We start from the raw sequence: 20,270 nt of genomic DNA on the forward strand, positions 1-20,270 counted from the left end.
GTCCGCAGATCCCGCCGCCCGTTCCCCATCGCGAAGTCATGGCGCAGTCGTGCGCCTGTGCGCGATGCTGCTGCTGGGCGTGCTGGTGGGCGGGATTGCCGGGTTCTTCCACGCGCGCCAGCTCTATCGTCCGCAGGACGCCGTGGTCATCAGCGTCCAGCAGGCCGAGGCGCAGGACGAGGCCATGCGTCAGCAGGCCACGCAACTGCGCTACATTCGCGGCCAGCTCGATAAGGCCGATGGCGAACTCGTCATCGAGCGATCGGCCCGCCAAGAACTCGAAACCCAGCTTCACGCCGCCCAAGCCGAACTCGGCCGCGTGCGTGACCAGCTTGCCTTCTATGAACAGCTGCTGCCGCCCGGCCCTGAGGGCTCCGTGGACATTCGCAGCATGCAGATCGACCGCGAGGGCGGCGGCCTGCGGTACAAGGTCCTGCTGATGCGCAGTGGCCGCAATGGCGGTACGCCTTTTGCGGGCGCGCTGCGCTTTCAGGCCACCGGCGTGCTCAAGGGCGAAACCGTCACGGTGGATCTGGCGCCCATGCAGCTCAAGGCCGAGACCGGCCCCGTCACGGCCACCGGAGAAAACCTGACCGCCGCGTCGCTCGCCCTGCAGTTCGACCAGTATCAGCGCAGTCAGGGCATCCTGGCCGTGCCTGACGGATTTGTCCCCGAAAGCGTGACTGTCAGCGTCCTCGAGGGGGAAACCGTCCGCGCTTCGCGCAGTGTCAAGCTTGAACTTTGAGTCTGGTCAAGCCCTGCGCTATAGTGACACCATACGAGCGGCGACGCCGCTCACTGAATTTTGGCCGTACCGGCCAGGAGTGAACCATGAATGCAGTGACCGAAACCGTCGACCTTCAGGCCCCCCCGCCTGTTCCCCTGGTGTTCACCGACTCGGCTGCCGCCAAAGTGAAAGACCTGTTGGCCGAAGAGGGCAACCCCGAACTGAAGCTGCGCGTTTTCGTGCAGGGCGGCGGCTGTTCCGGCTTCCAGTACGGTTTCACGTTTGACGAAGTCGTCAACGAAGACGACACCGTGCTGGACAAGGCCGGCGTGCAATTGCTCGTCGATCCGATGAGCTTCCAGTATCTGGTCGGCGCCGAGATCGACTACAAGGAAGACCTGGAAGGCGCGCAGTTCGTCATCCGCAATCCCAACGCCAGCACCACCTGCGGCTGCGGCTCCTCGTTCTCGGTGTAATCACCCAGGCAGGAAAGATAAAAAAGCCCTTCGGTTTGCCGAAGGGCTTTTTGCATGGGCGCGTGATGGATCGCGCTCAGGCCGGATATAGCGCCCCAAGAATCCTCGCGCCGCGCGCGCCCGTCACGCTGGGCAGGCCGGCCGGCTTGCCGGTCATGAACGCGTGCGCCAGCCAGGCGAAAGCCAGGGCCTCCACCTGTTGCGCAGGCACGCCAAGGGAGTCGGTCGCGCGGACGGGGCGTTGCAGACAATACGCCAGTTCCTGCATCAGGCCGGCGTTGTGGGCGCCGCCGCCGCAGACAAAGACTTCTTGCGTGCCCGCGGCCGCCCGGTCGATGGCGTCCGCCACGGTTCTGGCCGTCAGTCGCTGCAGCGTGGCCTGAACATCCTCCGGCGCGGGCGCGGCGCCGTCGAATTCCGCCAGGCGGGCGTCGAGCCATTGCAAGTTGAAAAGATCGCGGCCTGTGGATTTGGGCGGCGGCAGGCCGAACCACGGCTCGCTGCCGATGAGTTGTTCAAGCAAGGGCGCCAGCACCTGTCCCGAGGCCGCCCAGCGGCCCCCGGCGTCGTAAGGGCGGCCCAGGTGCCGTTGGCACCAACCGTCCAGCAGCACGTTGGCCGGGCCGGTATCAAAGCCGCGCGCCGGCTGCCCGGGCACAAGCAGCGTCACGTTGGCGATGCCGCCCAGGTTCAGCACGGCGCGCCCGTGGCTGGCGCCAAAGATGGCGGCGTGAAACGGCGGCACCAGCGGTGCGCCCTGGCCCCCAGCGGCAACGTCGCGCGAACGGAAGTCGGCCACGACGGCGATGCCCGTCAGTTCCGCCAGCAGGGCGGGTGCGTTCAGTTGCAGGGTGTACCCAAGGTCCGGGCGGTGACGCACGGTCTGGCCGTGCGCGCCGATGGCGCTGACGTCGCTGGCGGCCACGCCGGCATCCGCAAGCAATGCCGACACGGCTTGGGCGTAGACACGCGCCAACGCATTGGCCGCGAGCGCCGCGCGGGCAAGTTCGTCGCCGCCCGATTCGTTCAGCGCCAGCAGCTCGTGCCGCAGATTTTCTGGCATGGGGAGGCTGGCGTTGGCCAGCACCTGAGGCGCCTGGCCGTCTTCAAGGCGGGTCAGCACGCCGTCGACGCCGTCGACGCTGGTGCCGGACATCAGGCCAATGTAGAGCGTGCGGCTGTCCTGCTGGATGGGCTGGGTGGCATTCACGGGCGCCTCCAAAGAAAAAGGCGGCTGGGGCTTGATGCCCCGCCGCCGCACCCGCTGCGCGCGGGCCTGTTTTTTTTGGACCTGCCTTAGCGGCTGGCCACGTTGGTCAGCGCGTCGGGCAGCGTCTGCTGGAATTGCGTCAGCAATTGGATCTGCTGCTTGTAGGGGCCAACCGCCTGGTTGAACGCGCGCACTTCCGCGGGTTCGAGGGCGCGGGCCACGGGCAGGTCCACCGACAGCGGATCGATGGGCTGGTTGTCGACGCGGAACTCGTAGTGCAGGTGCGGACCGGTGGCCCAGCCGGTGGAACCGACGTAGCCCAGCAGTTGGCCCTGCGACACCTTCGAGCCCTTGGTGACGCCTTCGGCGATGCGGCTCTGGTGCGCGTACAGGGTCGAGTACTTGCCGTGGTGCTTGACGATGACCACGTTGCCGTAGCCATTCTGCCAGCCCGAGAATTCGACCGTGCCGTCCGCGGTGGCGTGGATCGGCGTGCCCGACGGCGCGGCGTAGTCTACGCCCTTGTGTCCCGTCCAGGTCTTGTGGATGGGGTGCATGCGCATGCCGAAGGTCGAGCTGATGCGGCTGAACTTCAGGGCGGTGCGCAGGAAGGCGCCGCGCAGGCTGGTGCCGTCAAAGTCGTAATAGGAGCCGGTCTTTTCGTCGGGGCTGAACCAGACGGCGTTGTAGGTCTTGCCGCCGTTGATGAATTCCAGGGCCAGCACGCGGCCGGCGCCGGCGTAGCGGCCGTCGTGCGAGCGCACTTCGTAGACCACGCGGAATTGATCGCCCTGGCGCAGGTCGCGCAGGAAGTCGATCTTGGCGCTAAGGATGTCGGCCATCTGCATGGTGACCGAGTCAGGAATGCCGGCCGAGTCCGTGGCGCCGAAGAGCGAGGACTTGATGGTGCCGACCGCGACGCGGGTCTGGCGTTCCGTGCTTTCGGTGACTTCCTCGGCCTTGTAGCCGTCGCCGGACGGGGCGACGTGCAGCATGCGCGTCACGACCTGGCCGTCGGTCTCGTTGCCGGGCGTGTGGATGTAGCGCAGCCACACCAGATTGCCCGCTTCGTCCGTGGCGGCTTGCACCGAGCGGCCCGGGTACAGCTTGTAGATGCTGCGGGCGCTGGCGTCATGGGTCAGGAACGACTGGAGATTGGGGGCGTCGAGTTCCAGGCGCTGCAGCACCGCCGACAGCGTGTCGCCCGGACGGATCCGGGTTTCGCTGATGTAGGGGGCGGCGCTGGGCGTGCTGACTTCGACTTGCTCGGCGGTCAGCGGCAGAATGCTCTGGATGACGCGCGACGGGGGGAGTTCGGTGCGGTCGGGTTGCTGCACCATGCCGAGAGCGGCGGCGCCTGCGAACAGACCAATTGCGGTGACGAGAAGCGTGCGGCGGAAAAGTCCCGAGCGATGGGGCTTGGGCTCAACGGGCGCAAATGCGGCAGCGACTTTGCGCTTGAGGCCACTCGCCAGTTCGTGGAGGCCACGATTCATCGTGAAAATACCCTCTCAGGTGGCTTGAACTCGCAGGGTGCGGTACACGAACGGCCCTCGCGCGCACCGTTTCCGGGGCAAGGGCTGGCGCGGGGGCGCATCTTGTGAACAAGGGATGTAGAGCGAACGCAACTGCGTACATATGGCAGTTGCGTATGATTAGGCCGGTATCCTAGCTGATTCGGCTAGAATTTACGATAGTTTTCGTCACTTTTTACACCTTTTTGTCGGCTGAAGCCGCATTGGCCCCCCTGTCATGTCACCCACCGAAGCCCCCATTACACCCGAAGTCGAAGCCGATCTGCGTATAGCCAAGCGCGGCTGCGATGAGCTGCTGGTCGAATCCGAATTCGCCCGCAAGCTGGCCAAGAGCCGCGCCACCGGCGTGCCGCTGCGCATCAAGCTTGGCCTGGATCCGACCGCACCGGACATCCACCTGGGCCACACGGTGGTGCTGAACAAGATGCGCCAGCTCCAGGACCTGGGGCACAACGTCATCTTCCTGATCGGCGACTTCACCTCCACCATCGGCGACCCCAGCGGCCGCAACAGCACCCGCCCGCCGCTCACGCGCGAACAGATCGAGGCCAACGCCAAGACGTATTACGCGCAGGCCAGCCTGGTGCTGGATCCGGCCCGCACCGAGATCCGCTACAACTCCGAATGGTGCGACCCGCTCGGCGCGCGCGGCATGATCCAGCTCGCGTCTCGTTACACGGTGGCGCGCATGATGGAGCGCGAGGACTTCACCAAGCGCTTCAAGGGCGGTATCCCGATCTCGGTCCATGAATTCCTGTATCCGCTGATGCAGGGTTACGACTCGGTCGCGCTGAAGTCAGATCTGGAGCTGGGGGGCACCGATCAGAAGTTCAACCTGCTGGTCGGGCGCGAACTGCAAAAAGAGTATGGACAGGAGCCGCAGTGCATCCTGACGATGCCGCTGCTGGTCGGGACGGACGGCGTAGAGAAGATGTCCAAGTCCAAGGGCAACTACATCGGTATTTCGGAGTCGCCCGATTCCATGTTCGGCAAGCTGATGTCGATCTCCGACACGCTGATGTGGCGCTACTTCGAACTGCTGTCCTTCCGCTCGCTGGAGGAGATCGCGGCGCTCAAGCAAGAGATCGATGGCGGGCGCAATCCGCGCGATGCCAAGGTGATGCTGGCGCAGGAAATCATCGCGCGCTTTCATTCCGCCAAGGCCGCCGACGATGCGCTGGCCTCGTTCGAGGCGCGTTTCCGCGACGGCGCGATTCCCGACGACATGCCCGAGGTCAATATCGGCGGCGCGCCGGTGGGCATTCTGAAGCTGTTGCGCGAAGCGGGTCTGGTCGCCTCCGGCTCGGAAGCGCAGCGCAACGTCGAGCAGGGCGGGGTACGCGTCAACGGCGATCGCGTGGAAGACAAATCGTTGCAATTGCCGGCTGGGACTTACGTCGTTCAGGTGGGCAAGCGAAAGTTCGCCCGTGTTAACTTGAACCCGTAATTGCGAAGTTTTGATACGCTGAGGGTACAGACAGGGGCAGAGCGCCTTTGCGGCATTTACAGGAGCACGACATGGAACTTTCGAGTTTGTCATTTTCCGATCACGAGTCGATTCCCGAGCGCTACGCATTCGGCAAGATCGATGCGCAATCGCACGTCGCGCTGGCAGATAACTTCAACCCGCAGTTTTCCTGGGACGACGTCCCCGCGGGCACACAGTCGTTTGCACTGATCTGCCACGATCCGGATGTGCCCTCGCGCCCAGACGACGTCAACCAGGAAGGCCGCGAAGTGCCCGCCGACCTGGCCCGCGTGGATTTCTTCCACTGGGTGCTGGTGGACCTGCCGGCCGACCTGCGCGAGATCGACGAAGGCGCGTTCTCCAACGGCATCACGCCGCGCGGCAAGGGCGGCCCGCTGGCGCCCATGGACGCGCGCCAGGGCATCAACTCCTACTCGTCGTGGTTCGCCAATGACCACGACATGAGCGGCGAGTACTTCGGCTACGACGGTCCGTGCCCGCCCTGGAACGATGCCCTGGTGCATCGCTACATCTTCACCCTGTATGCGTTGGACGTGCCCAGCCTGAACCTGCAGGGCTCGTTCACGGGCGAAGACGCGCTGCGGGCGATCCAGAAGCACGTGCTGGCGAAGGCGTCGCTGACCGGGACCTATACGCTGAACCCCCGGCTCGCGCCCAAGCAAATCGGGGCCACGTCGGCCTGACGCTCAGCCAGATGTACGCAGGGCCGCCCGGTGCGGCCCTTTTTCATGGCGGCAGGCCGCGGCGCGGCCGGTCACACCGTTGGCCGTGGCGTGAACACCCTTGCATGAAACTTTCTCAAGTCGGCATGAGTGCCGTTTCCGGCCGCGTGGGCAAGCCGTGGTTTTCGCGCCCGTGCGCCGGAATTTGGCGCGGTTCCGGTGGTTTTAAGCGCAAATGATCAGGCGCGACGGGGTAAACTACTCAGCATTCTCCGGGTTTACCCGCCCGACGCCGTTTTCTTATCTGCCGTTTCTTTTCCATTACCGCCTCAGGAAACCCCCGTCATGTTTGACCGCAACCTCACCTTGTCCAAGGCTGACCCGGACGTTTGGGCCGCCATCCAGAAGGAAGACCAGCGCCAAGAGCAGCACATCGAGCTGATCGCTTCGGAGAACTACGCCAGCCCCGCCGTCATGGAAGCGCAGGGCACGCAGCTCACGAACAAGTACGCCGAAGGCTACCCGGGCAAGCGCTACTACGGTGGTTGCGAATACGTGGACGTGGTCGAACAGCTGGCCATCGACCGCCTGAAGCAGATCTTTGGCGCCGAAGCCGCCAACGTGCAGCCCAACTCGGGTTCGCAGGCAAACCAGGGCGTGTACATGGCGGTCCTCAAGCCGGGCGACACCGTGCTGGGCATGAGCCTGGCCGAAGGCGGCCACCTGACGCACGGCGCGTCGGTCAACGCCTCGGGCAAGCTGTACAACTTCATCTCCTATGGCCTGGACGAAAACGAAGTCCTGAACTACGACCAGGTCGAGCAGCTGGCCAAGGAACACAAGCCCAAGCTGATCGTGGCTGGCGCGTCGGCCTACGCCCTGCACATCGATTTCGAGCGCATGGCCCGCATCGCCCGTGAAAACGGCGCGCTGTTCATGGTCGACATCGCCCACTACGCCGGCCTGGTTGCTGGCGGCGCCTACCCCAACCCGGTCCCGCACGCCGACTTCGTCACCTCGACCACGCACAAGTCGCTGCGCGGCCCGCGCGGCGGCGTCATCATGATGAAGGCCGAGCACGAGAAGATCATCAACTCGGCGATTTTCCCCGGCATCCAGGGCGGTCCGCTGATGCATGTCATCGCCGGCAAGGCCGTGGCCTTCAAGGAAGCGCTGGAGCCCGGCTTCAAGGACTACGCGCAGCAAGTCGTCAAGAACGCCAAGGTGCTGGCCGACACGCTGGTCAAGCGCGGCCTGCGTATCGTCTCGGGCCGTACCGAGAGCCACGTCATGCTGGTGGACCTGCGTTCCAAGGGCATCACGGGCAAGGAAGCCGAAGCGGTGCTGGGCCAGGCCCACATCACGGTCAACAAGAACGCCATCCCGAACGATCCGGAAAAGCCCTTCGTGACCAGCGGCATCCGCCTGGGCACGCCGGCCATGACGACCCGCGGCTTCACCGAAGCCGACGCCGAGCTGACGGCCAACCTGATCGCCGACGTGCTGGACAACCCGCGCGACGAAGCCAACATCGCCGCCGTGCGCGCCAAGGTCAATGAACTGACCTCGCGCCTGCCGGTTTACGGCAAGAAGTAAGCGGGCGACCCGGGCGCGGCCACGCCGCGAACGGGAATCGGGCAAAGGGACGGTTTCGCAAGACGCCGTCCCTTGTTCTTTTTGGGCATGCAGGCGGCGTCCTGCCTGGCAATCGGCCAAGCGGCCGCGGCAGGGCAGTCGTCCGAATTGACGCTTTGCATCATGCCCGTCGTTACAATATGCTCAATTATTGCCACCAGCGCCTTTAGGGATCACACATGCGGTGTCCATTTTGCGGCAATGCCGAAACGCAGGTTGTCGACAGCCGGGTCTCCGAAGAGGGCGACGCCATCCGCCGTCGCCGCCGCTGCCTGTCCTGTGACAAGCGGTTCACCACCTACGAACGGGTGGAGCTTGCCATGCCGTCGATCGTCAAGCGCAATGGCAGCCGCAGCGAATACGATCCCGTCAAGCTGCGCGCAAGCCTGAGCCTTGCGCTGCGCAAACGCCCCGTCAGCACGGAGGACGTGGATGCCGCCGTCGCCCGGATCGAAGAGCAATTGCTGGCCAGCGGCCAGCGCGAGGTGCCGTCCGAACACATCGGCGAGCTCGTCATGAACGAGCTGCGCAAGCTGGACAAGGTGGCCTACGTGCGTTTCGCCTCGGTCTACAAAAGCTTCGAGGACATCGGTGAATTCGTCGAAGCCATCCGCGAGATGCAGGGCCCGCTGCTGCCGGGCAAGTTGCGCAAGGACTAGCCAGGCGCCCCGCGCATCAGACTGGGCGTCAGCGGCTGGAATTTGCGCCACACGCGGCGCATGTGCTGCGCCGATCCAAATCCCGACTTTTCCGCCACGCGTTCCAGGTCCAGCCGGGTGTCGCGCAGCAGGTCGCGAGCCAGCGCCACGCGGATCTGATACAGGTAATCCATCGGCGTGCACCCCGCGTGCTCGCGGAACAGGCGCGTCAGGTGCCGGGCACTGGTGTGCGCCTGGTCCGCCAGCGACTGGGCCGACCAGGGGGCGGCGGGATCGCGGATGACGGCATCCTGCACCCGGTGCACGCCCGGATGCATATGGCTGCGATGATCCAGCCACGGCGACAGGGCCGAGTCCGAGCCTGCGCGGCGCTGGTAGACAACCATGTCGCGCGCCGCCTCGCTGGCCACGCGCGGGCCGCAATGGCGCGCCACCATGTGCAGCGCCAGATCGATCCCCGCCGTGATGCCAGCGCTGCTGACGAGGTTTCCGTCTTCGACGAAGATGCGGTTGTCCAGCAGGCGCGCGGTGGGATCAAGGGCGGCGAGCTCTTCCAGGCAGGTGTGGTGGGTGGTGCATTCGCGCTGCCGCGTCAGCCCCGCCGCGGCCGCGAACAGCGCGCCCGCGCAGACCGTCATCAAGGTGAAGCCGTCGGCCGGATGCCGGGCAGCCAGCCACGCCACGATGGCGCGCGCGTCCTCATCGTCCAGGCGCGTGTGCTTGCCCACCACGCCCGAGACGATGACCAGCGCGTTTGCCGGCAGCACGGCCGGCAGGGGCTGCAAGCGCGCCAGGTGCAGGCCAGGAATGCCGCTTTCGACGTCGCGGGAGGGGCTGCAGAAATGCTGGGTGAATGTGCCCGGGCACAGCTTGTTGGCCACGCGGAAGGCTTCCGCCGGACCGGCGAGGTCCAGGAGGACGATGCCGCGCGGCACCACGAAGTACACCGGAACCATCTGCGCCTCCCGCCTGCGCGTTACACGGCCAGCGCGTCGGCGGCGCGGACGATGCGGGCAAAACGGCCTTGCAGCACCAGCTCGGTCCGGTCGCGGATCTCGGCCGGCGTGTAGGTCCTGCCCGACGGGCTTTGCATCGCGAAGGTCAGCGTGGCGTCAGTCGGAAAGACCACCTTGAAGCCGGCATCGCTGGCATGGCGCGACGTGGTTTCGCAGCATTGTTCGGTGCGGATACCAGCCACGATGATGCCTTCGATGCCGTGCTTGAGCAGCCAGTCGTGCAACGTGGCGCCGGTTTCATCCTTCGCGTAGAGCGACGAATGGACCGTCTTGTGGAACACCGCGGTCGGAGCAATACGCAGTTCCTTCAACGTCTTGACGTGTCCGGAGGCGAGCGAAAAGGGGTTCGCGGGATCATCGGACGGGCTGGTGTGAAACACCTGCAGCACTGGAATGTCCTGGGCCTGGGCGCCGTCGATCAGGGCCTGAATCTGCGAAATGAACGCCGGATACTCCGATTCGTCCCAAAACGGACGTTGGCGGAAAGAGTCTTGTACGTCGATAACGATAAGTGCCTGTTTCATTTCCGGGCCTCCTGGCCAAGGATTCAAGGGGTACGGCGCTATTTTTACTCCGAACCGGCTCGGCGGCGAGCGCGATCCGAGACTACGTACGGCCCAAAACGGACATCCGCTTCTTGGCGCGGCGGCACGGGGGCAAAGCCGGGCGGGACGGCGCCGGCGGACATACAATCGCCGGCATGGACATTTCCCGCGACTCCGACGACCTTTTCTGGATGCGACGCGCGCTGGCGCTGGCGCAGACCGTCATGACGACCACCGCGCCCAACCCCCGGGTCGGCTGCGTCATCGTGCGTGACGGCCGCGTGCTGGGCGAGGGCGCGACGCAGCCGCCAGGCGGCCCGCATGCCGAAATCTGCGCGCTGCGCGACGCGCAGTCGCGTGGCGAATCCGTGGCAGGTTCCACGTTGTACGTCACGCTGGAGCCCTGCAGCCATTTCGGCCGCACGCCGCCTTGCGTGGATGCGGTGCTGGCGGCGCGGCCGGCGCGCGTGGTGGTCGCAATGGGCGATCCGAATCCGCTGGTGAACGGCCAGGGGCTGGCGCGCCTGCGCGACGCCGGCATCGCGGTGACGACGGGCGTATGCCGCGAAGAGGCGCTGGCGGTGAACGCCGGCTTCATCTCGCGCATGAGCCGCAGCCTGCCGTGGGTGTGGATGAAGATGGCGGCGTCGCTGGACGGCCGCAGCGCGCTGCATAACGGCATGTCGCAATGGATCACGGGTCCTGAGGCGCGCGCCGACGGGCACCGCTGGCGCGCGCGCAGTTGTGTCGTCCTGACGGGCATGGGCACGGTGCAGAAGGACGATCCGCAACTGAACGTGCGCGACGTCCAGACGCCGCGCCAGCCGCGCAAGGCCGTCGTGGACGGCCGTTTCGAGATCCCCGAAACCGCGCGGCTTTTCGACGGTGCGCAAGTCATCGTGTTCACCGCGCGCGAGGACGCCGCAAAGGCCGCGCGCCTGGCGGACAAGAACGCGCGTGTCGTGTGCTTGCCCGGGACGGAACCGGGCCGCGTCGATCTGCCCGCGATGATGCGCTGGATGGCTGCCGAGCAGTTCAACGAGGTCCACGTCGAGGCTGGCGCGGGCCTGAGCGGCGCGCTGGTTTCCGCCGGCTGCGTCGACGAACTGCTGCTGTATCTGGCGCCGGTGCTGCTGGGCGACGCGGCCGGCATGGTGCGCCTGCCGATGCTGGAACATCTGGACGCCGCGCGGCGTTATGAATTCACCGATGCCGTGCGCGTGGGTGCGGATCTACGCGTTCGCGCGCGTGTCGCCGGCACGTGGCGCCAATTGATGGAAAGCGTGGCGCTGCCCGCGCTGTCGTAGCAAAACCGCTGCTAGCACTCCGGGCGTTCGGCTGCCAATCCTCGTAGAGCCGCGCGCTGCCTGCGTCTCGGCGGCGCGGCGCTGCCGATGTGGAGTGCCGTATTGCATGACCGGCATCGGCATGCGCGGCGTCAATCGTGTTTCGCGTGATTACGCTCACGCGCAATTCGCACAAAATGAATTGCCACGAGACGGTCACAGGCTTAGCATAAGACGCATGACTTGGCGCTACGCGCTCACGGACCCCCCGCACAGCCGCCGCGCGCCCTCGTCACCACGGATTCCCGTGCCGCGAATCGGCGCAGTTCAACACCGACCGGCACGACACTGAACGAAGACGCAAAGCGCCGTTCAGCACGTTCGCTGCGATCGCATGGCGGACGCTTCGGGTTTATCCCCGGCTCATAAGAATCCATTGGATATCGCTCATTCCGTCATTTCATTGCCGAGCATTTCATGTGCGGCTGCGTCGGGCACGCTATATGCGGCTCTATGCTGAAAACGACTGAGCGAACTTGCTCACCAACGTTGCAATCCCTGACGGAACTTGTATCCGAGGGGTGCAGCCTAAACAGAAAGGGTCCGATCGTGCTTATGGTTGATGTGTGGCGAAAGCAACATAACGACCTGCCGAAAACGCCGACAGCGAAGTTGTTTAGTAATTCGCAGGCGCTGATGCACAATGGGCATGTAGGGACGTATTGAATTTTTCGCGTGTTGTAGGAGGTTTCCGTGCAAAACATCGTCGAAGGCTTCAAGTCGCAGTATGCAAGAGAGCAGGAATCGGAGCTCTCGCTCGAGGAGTATCTGAACCTCGCCAAGCGCGATCCCATGGCCTACGCCAGCCCCGCTGAGCGCATGTTGGCCGCGATCGGCGAACCTGAGATCGTGGATACGCGCAACGACCCACGTCTTTCCCGTTTGTTTTCCAACCGGACCATCCGACGCTATCCGGCGTTCCAGGAGTTCTACGGCATGGAGGACGTGATCGGACAGATCGTCGCGTTCTTCAAGCATGCCGCGCAGGGACTGGAGGAGCGCAAGCAAATCCTCTATCTGCTCGGGCCGGTGGGCGGCGGCAAGTCGTCCATCGCGGAACGGCTCAAGGCGTTGATGGAAAGTTTTCCGATCTACGCCCTGAAGGGATCGCCGGTCAACGAATCGCCGCTCGGGTTGTTTCATCCCGAACGGTTCGGCGACATGCTCGAAAAGGAATACGGCATTCCGAAGCGCTACCTGACCGGCATCATGTCGCCGTGGGCAGTCAAGCGCCTGAAGGAATTCGACGGCGACATCTCGAAGTTTCGCGTCGTGCGCCTGAACCCTTCGGTGCTGCGCCAGATCGCCATCGCCAAGACCGAGCCGGGCGACGAGAACAACCAGGACATTTCGTCGCTGGTGGGCAAGGTGGATATCCGCAAGCTCGATCGCCATTCGCAGGACGACCCCGACGCCTACAGTTACTCGGGCGGGTTGTGCCTGGCGAACCAGGGGCTGCTCGAGTTCGTGGAAATGTTCAAGGCGCCGATCAAGATGCTGCATCCGCTGTTGACGGCCACCCAGGAAGGCAACTTCAAGGGCACGGAAGGCTTCTCGGCCATCCCGTTCAACGGCACGATCCTGGCGCACTCGAACGAATCCGAGTGGCAGACCTTCCGCAACAACAAGCACAACGAGGCGTTCCTTGACCGTATCTATATCGTCAAGGTGCCTTACTGCCTGCAGGTTTCCGAAGAGGTCCGCATCTACGAGAAGCTGCTGCATCACAGCTCGCTGTCCGAAGCGCCGTGCGCGCCCGGAACGCTGGACATGATGGCGCAGTTCTCGGTGCTGACGCGCCTGAAGGAGCCCGAGAATTCCAGCATCTATTCCAAGCTGCGGGTCTACGACGGCGAAAGCCTGAAGGATGTCGATCCCAAGGCCAAGGCGCTGCAGGAATACAAGGACTATGCGGGCACAGACGAAGGCATGACCGGGGTCTCAACGCGTTTCGCGTACAAGATCCTGTCCAGCGTCTTCAATTACGACCAGACCGAAGTGGCCGCCAATCCGGTGCATCTGATGTACGTGCTGGAGCAACGCATCGGCCGCGAAGACTATCCCGACGAGATCCGCCGGCGCTACCTGGAGTTCATCAAGGGCTTCCTCGCGCCGCGCTACGCGGAGTTCATCGGCAAGGAGATCCAGACCGCCTACCTGGAGTCCTACTCCGAGTACGGCCAGAACATCTTCGACCGCTACGTGACGTTTGCCGACTGCTGGATCCAGGACGAGGAATTCCGCGATCCCGAAACCGGCGAAAGCTTCGACCGCAGCGCGCTGAACGATGAGCTGGAAAAGATCGAGAAGCCGGCGGGCATCGCCAATCCGAAGGACTTCCGTAACGAGATCGTTAACTTCGTGCTGCGGGCGCGCGCCAACAACAGCGGCCGCAATCCGAACTGGACCAGCTATGAAAAGCTGCGCGAAGTGATCGAGAAGAAGATGTTCTCGAACACGGAAGACCTGCTGCCGGTGATTTCGTTCAACGCCAAGGCCTCGGCCGAGGACAAGTCGAAACACCAGAGCTTCGTCGACCGGATGGTGGAGAAGGGCTACACGGAAAAGCAGGTCAGGCTGCTGTGCGAGTGGTATCTCCGTGTGAGGAAGTCTTCCTGAGCGAGGTGAATCATGAATTCACTGATCGATCGCCGTCTTAACGGTCGCAACAAGAGCGCCGTTAACCGGGAGCGCTTTCTTCGGCGTTACAAGGATCAGATCCGCAAGGCGGTGCACGGGATGATCCGTGACCGCTCGATCCAGGATATGGATCAAGGCGGTGAGATCAACCTGCCCGCCCGCGATATCTCCGAGCCGACGTTCCGGCACGGCGCGGGCGGCGACCGCGAGATGGTGCATCCGGGCAATCGCGAATTCGCCAAGGGTGACACCTTCGACCGGCCGCAGGGCGGGCAGGGCGAAGGCGGGTCCGAGCCGGGCGAAGGCGAGTCGGTGGACCAGTTCACCTTCAGCCTGTCGCGCGCCGAATTCCTGAACCTCTTTTTCGAGGATCTGGAATTGCCGCACCTGGCGCGCAACCAGCTTGGCGAGGTCAGCCAGAAGAAGTGGCAGCGCGCCGGCTACACGACCACGGGCTCGCCCAGCACGCTCAGCATCAGCCGGACGCTGAAGTCGTCGCTGGCGCGGCGCGTGTCGCTCGGTGTGAAGGCGCGCGCCGACCTCGAAGACGCGGAAAAGGCGTTGGAAGAGGCCAAGGCGGCGGGCGCGCCCGCGGCGCGCCTGCGCGAACTGGAACAGGACGTCGAGGACTGCCGTGAGCGCCTGGCACGTGTGCCGTTCCTGGACGACCTGGACCTGCGCTATCGCAATCGCGTGTCGGTCGCCATCCCCATGGCGCGCGCGGTCATGTTCTGCCTGATGGACGTGTCCGGCTCCATGGACGAGGGCAAGAAGGATCTCGCCAAGCGCTTCTTCACGCTGCTTTATCTCTTCCTGTCGCGCAAGTACGAACACGTCGACCTGGTTTTCATCCGCCATACCGACAACGCCGAGGAAGTCGACGAACACACCTTCTTCTACGACCCCAAGAGCGGCGGCACGATCGTGCTGTCGGCGCTGGAGCTGATGCGCGAAATCCTCGAAAAGCGCTACCCGCCGGCCGCATGGAACGTCTATGCGGCGCAGGCCAGCGACGGCGACTCGTTTGGCGCCGACGCGGGCAAGAGCGCGCGATTCCTGGCCGAGCATCTGCTGCCCTCGACGCGCTACTTCGCCTACATTGAAATTCCCGACTCGCAAGAGGCTCGCAAGAGCAGCCTGTGGGCCGAGTACGAACAGAAACTGGAACCGCATTTCGTCATGCGGCGCATCTGCGACCGCGGCGAGATCTTTCCCGTGTTCCACGACCTGTTCAAGAAGGAGACCGCATGAACGCCAACATGGGTGCTCTCGCGGAGCCGGGGTCGGGCGGTGCCGCCGCGCCGATCTCGCAGGGTTCCGAATGGACGTTCGAACTGATCCAGACCTATGACGACGCGATCTCGCAGATCGCCCGCGAATACGGTCTGGACACCTATCCGAACCAGATCGAGGTCATCACCTCGGAACAGATGCTGGATGCCTACGCATCGGCGGGGTTGCCCATCGGCTATCCCCACTGGTCCTACGGCAAGGAATTCATCCGCAACGAGCAGTTCTACCGCCGCGGCATGCAAGGGCTGGCGTACGAAATCGTCATCAATTCCAACCCTTGCATCTCCTACCTCATGGAAGAGAATTCCATGCCGATGCAGGCGCTCGTGATTGCGCACGCCTGCTACGGGCACAATTCCTTCTTTAAGGGCAACTACCTGTTCCGGCAATGGACGGACGCCGATGGCGTGCTGGACTACCTGGTCTTCGCGCGCAAGTACGTGATGGATTGCGAAGACCGCTACGGCATCGACGCCGTGGAGTCGCTGCTGGACTCCTGCCATGCGCTGTCGCACCACGGGGTGGACCGCTACAAGCGGCCGGCGCCGGTCTCGTACAAGGAAGAGGCGACCCGCCAGGCCGAGCGCGAAGAACACGCGCGCCTGCAATACAACGACCTGTGGCGCACGCTGCCGCGGATCGAGGCGGACAAGGACACCCGCGTTGCGGCAACCGTGTTTCCGCCCGAGCCCGAGGAAAACCTGCTGTACTTCATCGAGAAGTACTCGCCCAAGCTGGCGCCGTGGCAGAAGGAACTGGTGCGCATCGTGCGCAAGGTCGCGCAGTATTTCTATCCGCAGACCCAGACCAAGGTCATGAACGAAGGCTGGGCTACGTTCTGGCACTACACCATCCTGAACCGCCTGCATGACAAGGGGCTGGTGAACGATGGCTTCATGATGGAGTTCCTGCAAAGCCACACTAACGTCGTCAGCCAGCGCGGCTTTGACGAGCGCGGCTATGGCGGCATCAACCCCTATGCGCTGGGCTTTGCGATGATGTCGGACATCCGCCGCATCTGCGAGGCGCCCACGCCCGAGGACCGCCGCTGGTTCCCCGACATTGCGGGCGGCGACTGGCTGAAGACGCTGGACTTCGCCATGCGCAACTTCAAGGACGAATCCTTCATCTCGCAGTACCTGTCCCCGCGGCTGATCCGCGAGTTCCGCTTCTTCGCCATCTCGGACCATCAGGCCAACCCCAAGCTGGAAGTGGCCGCGATCCACGACGACGAGGGCTACCGCGACATTCGCCGCCTGCTTGCCGCACAGCACAACCGCGACAACCAGGTGCCCGACATCCAGGTCATCCGCTTCAACCGCGACACCGACCGCTCGCTGGTGCTGCGCCACCTGAAAAGCCGCGGCCGGCCGCTGGCGGGCGAAGATGCCGAACAGGTCATGAAGCACCTGGCCCGCCTGTGGGGATTCCGCGTCCGGCTGGAAGAGACCGAACCGGACGGCACGATCAGCTCCTACCGGGAGCAGGACCCGCCGGCGTCGAAGTAAAGCCGTTGGCAGGGGAAGGGACGCGCGTAGTGCGTCCCTTTTTATATGGCCGCTTGCTGTGTAGCCGCGCATTCTGCTAGAATCGCGGATTCGCATTTTCAGCAGCGCCTTTTTAGCAGCACCAAAAGGCCCCTGAACATGCAGTAGGACAGGTGGCCGAGCGGTTGAAGGCGCACGCCTGGAAAGCGTGTATACGTCAAAAGCGTATCGGGGGTTCGAATCCCCCTCTGTCCGCCAGGATTCAAACCAGCATTGCCCAACAATGCCCGGAAACCCGCACCAGCCTTAGCTGTGCGGGTTTTTTATTGCCCAGGCTTGCTCAGCAAGCACCACTAGAAGCAACCCCATAAATCGGGTACTTTCGCGGGGATCGCAGCCTCATTGGCCCAAAACCCGAAAAAAGTACCCGTTTTTCACATGGGAGATATGGCCACGCTCGCCAAGCTGACATACACCGCAATCCGCGCCGCGAAGGGGCGAGAGAAGCCCTACAAGATGGCCGATGGTGTAAGCCCGGCCCAACGGGTTTACAACCTTGTGCGATACCCTCGAAGTCATCAGCCGCGGCTGCACGGATGAATTCTTGAACATCAAAGCTGTGACGCGTGACGACGTGCTGGCAGCGCACCGCGTACCGCCCCAGCTCAAGGGCATCGTGCCGGGGAATACGGGCGGTTTCGGCGCGGTCATGCCTGCCGCCCAGGTGTTCGCGCGCAACGAGATCGCGCCTCTTCAGGCTCGATTGTCCGAACTAAATGCGTGGCTGGGGATGGAAGTAATGCAGTTCAAGCCCTTCGCCGTCGGCGTAGAGGTTGAGGGGAGGATGCCCGCCCGCGCCCGCCGCGCCTCCAGTGACCCCGCCGGCATTGACGAATAGCCCCGCATGCGCGGCTTTTTTCGTCCCTGGCGCGCGTCAGCGCTGTTCGCCGCGCTTTGCGCCAGGTTTGACCGCCAGCGGCTCATTCAGACACGGTTACGTCGCGGCTTACTCCCGCAGCTAGGGAACGCGGTCAATGATGTCCTGCCGGTGACGTAGGCCGCTGGCGCTGCGCAAGCCCGCTTCCAGGACCACGATGACGCGCTGCAGGCGCCAAATCTCCCACGCCATAGCAACAACAGGCCTCGGCAGTCGGGTTTCGCGCGTACAGCTCCCGTATGCGGGCCGCAGGCAGGGCGCGCGCGTTGGTCGGTCGAAGAAATCCATGCGCCACCCCAAAGTACTGTAAAAATATACAGCGGTCGTTCGTCCTCGAGGGGCTGGCGCGCAGTTCTCCCCCGCCGCGCCTGCGCGCTAAATGTGCGAGAAAAGACTCATTGACGTGCCCCTGCGCGCCATAGCTTTGGCGGGGCTGCGGAGGCTGCAGTTTGTAGTTGTAAAACGTCGCAAAGCGACGCACGAACGACGCACGTCACAGAAATCGAACCAAATCTCCAACCTCCGCGTTGTGAAACGGTGTCACCACCTCTTGTGTGGTGGGGCCTAGAAGATTGAACGAGTCACGCTTCGTGCGCTCCAAATTCTCAACAGTCGCAATTTTGTCTTGCAAATGCACGACTTTTGCCTTGCCTTTGATGAGTTCAACTTGCCCAAGCGATTCCTTTGAATCGGGGTCAAAAAGCTCGTCTCCCATCGCATAGACGATCACGTGCTGACCCTCGCGGATTCCGTCATTGCTGCCACGATTGACTACCAGGCGCGTCTGGCTCAGCAGTTGGACTACTTTGGGGGACGGACGATTGTCGGACGCGCGCAAGGCGGCCGCGAGTAGGCTGTTTCTATTCATGATTGACTTTCTCCAGATGCCGAAGATGTACGTTGCGCCGAGCCTTTAGGCTTTTCCACCGTGATGGGTCGTTCAGGTACTGCCGTAGGTCGGCTGCGGGGCCATAAGCGCGCCACACAATGCACTGTGGAAACGCTTCGCTAGTAAAGGTTTCTACGTAAAGAAGAGCCACCGGCGTCACACTGTCCACTTCCACACTCAACGATAAGATAAGCCCAGCTTCTATCCACGGGGCCTTGTCGAGGATCATCAACATTGTGCCTTCGTGGTAGCCCTCTCCTTCACGCACGTTTCGGACAGTAAGCGGTCCAACGTCCGCAGCGGATGCTTGGGCGACCTGTTGCTTCAAGACTTCAATTTCATCGGATGCATCTCGTACCAGGCAATAGCCGCCACGCACCGCGCATACAAGCGCTCCAGACAGGAGCAGCGAAATGCCGATAGCCGTTTTCGTAAGGCCCGGCATGTCTTTGAAGAATTCGAAATAGTTGAAGACTAGGAAAATAGCGGAGGGGACAGGAGCGGCCCAAGCGCGCCCACGCTTCGCGATATTCCACAGGTATGAGAATGGAGCAGGCATTCCTTGCTCGTCATGGTTGCAAACGGTATCAATGCCGAAATTGCCGGTCATTCTGCCGCCGTTTACTTCGCCACGCAAATGCACTGCTCGGCCACCGAAGCGCTATTCGATCGCGGCCATTTGTTCCATCTCTGCGCAGGTTTGGGGAGGGGCAGGGACAAACCTAACCTTCCTAATCGGGCATCAACATGGTGTTTAAGTCATTGATTTATATAAATAATATTGGTTAGGTTTAAAACCTAACCTGACCTAACTTGAAACCTAACCACGTCGTAACTCTTTGATTTATATAGGTATCTATTTTTTATGAGGTTAGGGTATAGAAACCTAACCGGGTTAGGCTTTGGTTAGAAAAAGGTTAGGTTTTCTGAAACCCCGGAAACCCACATGAATCATGACTTTCCGGGCAGTTCGCCATGTTCGATTAGGAAGGTTAGGTTTTTCCCAGCCCCTCCCCGATGTTTCCGACGCGCTGTATCCTGACCCGCACTCCGCGCGGCTCCGCGCACTTCCATGGTGGCGAGACAATCAATGACCAAGAAGCTCTGGTTGGGTGATAGATATTTGGGGGACTACGAGCCCCAGCATGCAGTTGGAACGCCGGGATACTACGAGGGCGCCATCAGGCGCTTCGAAGAGCTTGGCCACCAGTTTCCTCCCCCGCCCTCCGTGGTGGAGCAGATAATCAGTCTGGCTCTCGGTTTTGCCCAGACCGCGCAAATGAATCACGAACGCATGTTGAAGGGAGATCTAGGCCCCGACGGTGTGTGGCGGAAGGATCGGACTCCAATAGCCCCCTTCGTTGTAAACGCAAGTTTGGCGCTTGAGCTGTATCTGAAGGCGCTGGCCGAAGCAAACGGCACGCGCATAAGTAAGGTGCACGACCTTGACAAGCTCTATAACGCGCTTCCTGAGGCCGCCAGAGAAAAGCTCGATCGGCGTGTGAGCGAGCGCGCTCCGGAGGTAGATCTTCCCCCCATGTTTCTCATGATGCGCCGGGCGTTCGTTGAATGGCGCTACACATATGAGCGGTCGAACACTGACGGTTTTCCGAGCGGAGTGGCGGTCATGTTGCTTGATGTCCTTCATACGCTCTGCGTGGAGGAGGTGATGGCTGTCGTAAAGCAGCCCCCCGTCTAATCAATCTGAGTCGTCGGTCTTGCCA

General features: G+C 63.0%; 17 protein-coding genes, 1 tRNA gene and 1 pseudogene. 13 read left to right on the plus strand and 6 right to left on the minus strand.

Translation table 11 applies throughout. The features are described 5' to 3' along the window. Positions 1–64: 64 nt before the first annotated feature. Entirely contained in the window at positions 65–745 is a 681-nt protein-coding gene (locus V6V88_RS02870) for a DUF6776 family protein (protein WP_226849433.1), read from the plus strand. An 86-nt stretch (positions 746–831) separates the two neighbouring features. Further along, a complete protein-coding gene (gene erpA, locus V6V88_RS02875; protein ID WP_056327840.1) occupies positions 832–1,203 on the plus strand; it encodes an iron-sulfur cluster insertion protein ErpA in 372 nt (123 codons plus the stop codon). Positions 1,204–1,279: 76 nt separating this feature from the next. Here erpA and V6V88_RS02880 read toward each other — a convergent pair whose 3' ends face one another. Together V6V88_RS02880 and V6V88_RS02885 are read right to left on the minus strand one after the other, a co-directional pair. After that, positions 1,280–2,359, minus strand: coding sequence for an anhydro-N-acetylmuramic acid kinase (locus V6V88_RS02880; RefSeq protein WP_338619542.1), 1,080 nt, complete (start codon positions 2,357–2,359; stop codon positions 1,280–1,282). Between the two features lie 140 nt (positions 2,360–2,499). Beyond that, positions 2,500–3,909 carry a peptidoglycan DD-metalloendopeptidase family protein gene (locus V6V88_RS02885; RefSeq protein WP_223574195.1) on the minus strand — a complete coding sequence of 470 codons (1,410 nt, stop codon included), beginning with the start codon at positions 3,907–3,909 and terminating at the stop codon, positions 2,500–2,502. A 256-nt stretch (positions 3,910–4,165) separates the two neighbouring features. On the opposite strand from V6V88_RS02885, the gene tyrS reads away from it, so the two are divergent. The 4 genes from tyrS to nrdR all read left to right on the plus strand — a co-directional run bounded on the left by tyrS (position 4,166) and on the right by nrdR (position 8,393). Then, positions 4,166–5,395, plus strand: a complete 1,230-nt coding sequence (gene tyrS / locus V6V88_RS02890; protein WP_056327842.1) for a tyrosine--tRNA ligase — start codon at positions 4,166–4,168, stop codon at positions 5,393–5,395. A gap of 71 nt (positions 5,396–5,466) precedes the next feature. Beyond that, on the plus strand, positions 5,467–6,120 hold the full coding sequence (locus tag V6V88_RS02895; protein WP_056327843.1) for a YbhB/YbcL family Raf kinase inhibitor-like protein: 654 nt from the start codon (positions 5,467–5,469) through the stop codon (positions 6,118–6,120). Positions 6,121–6,444: 324 nt separating this feature from the next. Then, positions 6,445–7,695 (plus strand): serine hydroxymethyltransferase, encoded by a 1,251-nt coding sequence (gene glyA / locus V6V88_RS02900; protein ID WP_056327844.1) that lies wholly within the window; start codon positions 6,445–6,447, stop codon positions 7,693–7,695. A gap of 218 nt (positions 7,696–7,913) precedes the next feature. Then, positions 7,914–8,393, plus strand: a complete 480-nt coding sequence (nrdR, locus tag V6V88_RS02905) for a transcriptional regulator NrdR (protein ID WP_056327845.1) — start codon at positions 7,914–7,916, stop codon at positions 8,391–8,393. Here the strand turns inward: nrdR and V6V88_RS02910 are convergent. Continuing rightward, on the minus strand, positions 8,390–9,349 hold the full coding sequence (locus V6V88_RS02910) for a helix-turn-helix domain-containing protein (RefSeq protein WP_056327846.1): 960 nt from the start codon (positions 9,347–9,349) through the stop codon (positions 8,390–8,392). The two genes, nrdR and V6V88_RS02910, sit on opposite strands and share 4 nt — an antisense overlap. Positions 9,350–9,369: 20 nt before the next feature. Further along, positions 9,370–9,933 carry an isochorismatase family protein gene (locus V6V88_RS02915; RefSeq protein ID WP_142051290.1) on the minus strand — a complete coding sequence of 188 codons (564 nt, stop codon included), beginning with the start codon at positions 9,931–9,933 and terminating at the stop codon, positions 9,370–9,372. Positions 9,934–10,109: 176 nt separating this feature from the next. Here V6V88_RS02915 and ribD point away from each other — a divergent pair, with 176 nt between their 5' ends. From ribD to V6V88_RS02945, 6 genes and pseudogenes are all read left to right on the plus strand, one after another. Beyond that, positions 10,110–11,261 carry a bifunctional diaminohydroxyphosphoribosylaminopyrimidine deaminase/5-amino-6-(5-phosphoribosylamino)uracil reductase RibD gene (ribD, locus tag V6V88_RS02920; protein WP_174245393.1) on the plus strand — a complete coding sequence of 384 codons (1,152 nt, stop codon included), beginning with the start codon at positions 10,110–10,112 and terminating at the stop codon, positions 11,259–11,261. 732 nt (positions 11,262–11,993) lie between these two features. Then, positions 11,994–13,919, plus strand: coding sequence for a PrkA family serine protein kinase (locus tag V6V88_RS02925; RefSeq protein ID WP_063951963.1), 1,926 nt, complete (start codon positions 11,994–11,996; stop codon positions 13,917–13,919). Between the two features lie 12 nt (positions 13,920–13,931). Then, complete coding sequence (locus V6V88_RS02930; protein ID WP_142051287.1) at positions 13,932–15,191, plus strand: YeaH/YhbH family protein; 1,260 nt, start codon at positions 13,932–13,934, stop codon at positions 15,189–15,191. Further along, positions 15,188–16,741 carry a SpoVR family protein gene (locus V6V88_RS02935; protein WP_338617718.1) on the plus strand — a complete coding sequence of 518 codons (1,554 nt, stop codon included), beginning with the start codon at positions 15,188–15,190 and terminating at the stop codon, positions 16,739–16,741. The genes V6V88_RS02930 and V6V88_RS02935 overlap by 4 nt, the downstream gene beginning before the upstream one ends. A gap of 146 nt (positions 16,742–16,887) precedes the next feature. Next, positions 16,888–16,978 (plus strand) — tRNA-Ser (locus V6V88_RS02940). Positions 16,979–17,315: 337 nt separating this feature from the next. Beyond that, positions 17,316–17,618 (plus strand): annotated as a pseudogene (locus V6V88_RS02945) (hypothetical protein); the annotation flags it as partial. A 532-nt stretch (positions 17,619–18,150) separates the two neighbouring features. Here the strand turns inward: V6V88_RS02945 and V6V88_RS02950 are convergent. Then, a complete protein-coding gene (locus V6V88_RS02950) occupies positions 18,151–18,525 on the minus strand; it encodes a hypothetical protein (protein ID WP_338617720.1) in 375 nt (124 codons plus the stop codon). Beyond that, the gene (locus tag V6V88_RS02955; protein WP_338617724.1) at positions 18,518–19,156 is read right to left on the minus strand and encodes a hypothetical protein; all 639 of its coding nucleotides are present in this window, start codon (positions 19,154–19,156) and stop codon (positions 18,518–18,520) included. The genes V6V88_RS02950 and V6V88_RS02955 overlap by 8 nt, the downstream gene beginning before the upstream one ends. A 480-nt stretch (positions 19,157–19,636) precedes the next feature. On the opposite strand from V6V88_RS02955, the gene V6V88_RS02960 reads away from it, so the two are divergent. After that, positions 19,637–20,245, plus strand: coding sequence for a hypothetical protein (locus tag V6V88_RS02960; protein WP_338617726.1), 609 nt, complete (start codon positions 19,637–19,639; stop codon positions 20,243–20,245). Positions 20,246–20,270: the final 25 nt, after the last annotated feature.

It is taken from the genome of Achromobacter sp. E1, assembly GCF_037039475.1.
GTDB lineage: Bacteria > Pseudomonadota > Gammaproteobacteria > Burkholderiales > Burkholderiaceae_B > Achromobacter > Achromobacter mucicolens.

Coding starts and splice junctions, on each gene's coding strand:
- V6V88_RS02930 (WP_142051287.1), top strand. CDS start 13,932: ATGAATTCACTGATCGATCGCCGTCTTAACGGTCGCAACAAGAGCGCC.
- V6V88_RS02870 (WP_226849433.1), top strand. CDS start 65: ATGCTGCTGCTGGGCGTGCTGGTGGGCGGGATTGCCGGGTTCTTCCAC.
- V6V88_RS02880 (WP_338619542.1), bottom strand. CDS start 2,359: ATGTCCGGCACCAGCGTCGACGGCGTCGACGGCGTGCTGACCCGCCTT.
- V6V88_RS02910 (WP_056327846.1), bottom strand. CDS start 9,349: ATGGTTCCGGTGTACTTCGTGGTGCCGCGCGGCATCGTCCTCCTGGAC.
- tyrS (WP_056327842.1), top strand. CDS start 4,166: ATGTCACCCACCGAAGCCCCCATTACACCCGAAGTCGAAGCCGATCTG.
- V6V88_RS02950 (WP_338617720.1), bottom strand. CDS start 18,525: ATGAATAGAAACAGCCTACTCGCGGCCGCCTTGCGCGCGTCCGACAAT.
- V6V88_RS02955 (WP_338617724.1), bottom strand. CDS start 19,156: ATGACCGGCAATTTCGGCATTGATACCGTTTGCAACCATGACGAGCAA.
- glyA (WP_056327844.1), top strand. CDS start 6,445: ATGTTTGACCGCAACCTCACCTTGTCCAAGGCTGACCCGGACGTTTGG.
- nrdR (WP_056327845.1), top strand. CDS start 7,914: ATGCGGTGTCCATTTTGCGGCAATGCCGAAACGCAGGTTGTCGACAGC.
- V6V88_RS02885 (WP_223574195.1), bottom strand. CDS start 3,909: ATGAATCGTGGCCTCCACGAACTGGCGAGTGGCCTCAAGCGCAAAGTC.
- V6V88_RS02915 (WP_142051290.1), bottom strand. CDS start 9,933: ATGAAACAGGCACTTATCGTTATCGACGTACAAGACTCTTTCCGCCAA.
- ribD (WP_174245393.1), top strand. CDS start 10,110: ATGGACATTTCCCGCGACTCCGACGACCTTTTCTGGATGCGACGCGCG.
- V6V88_RS02935 (WP_338617718.1), top strand. CDS start 15,188: ATGAACGCCAACATGGGTGCTCTCGCGGAGCCGGGGTCGGGCGGTGCC.
- V6V88_RS02960 (WP_338617726.1), top strand. CDS start 19,637: ATGACCAAGAAGCTCTGGTTGGGTGATAGATATTTGGGGGACTACGAG.
- erpA (WP_056327840.1), top strand. CDS start 832: ATGAATGCAGTGACCGAAACCGTCGACCTTCAGGCCCCCCCGCCTGTT.
- V6V88_RS02895 (WP_056327843.1), top strand. CDS start 5,467: ATGGAACTTTCGAGTTTGTCATTTTCCGATCACGAGTCGATTCCCGAG.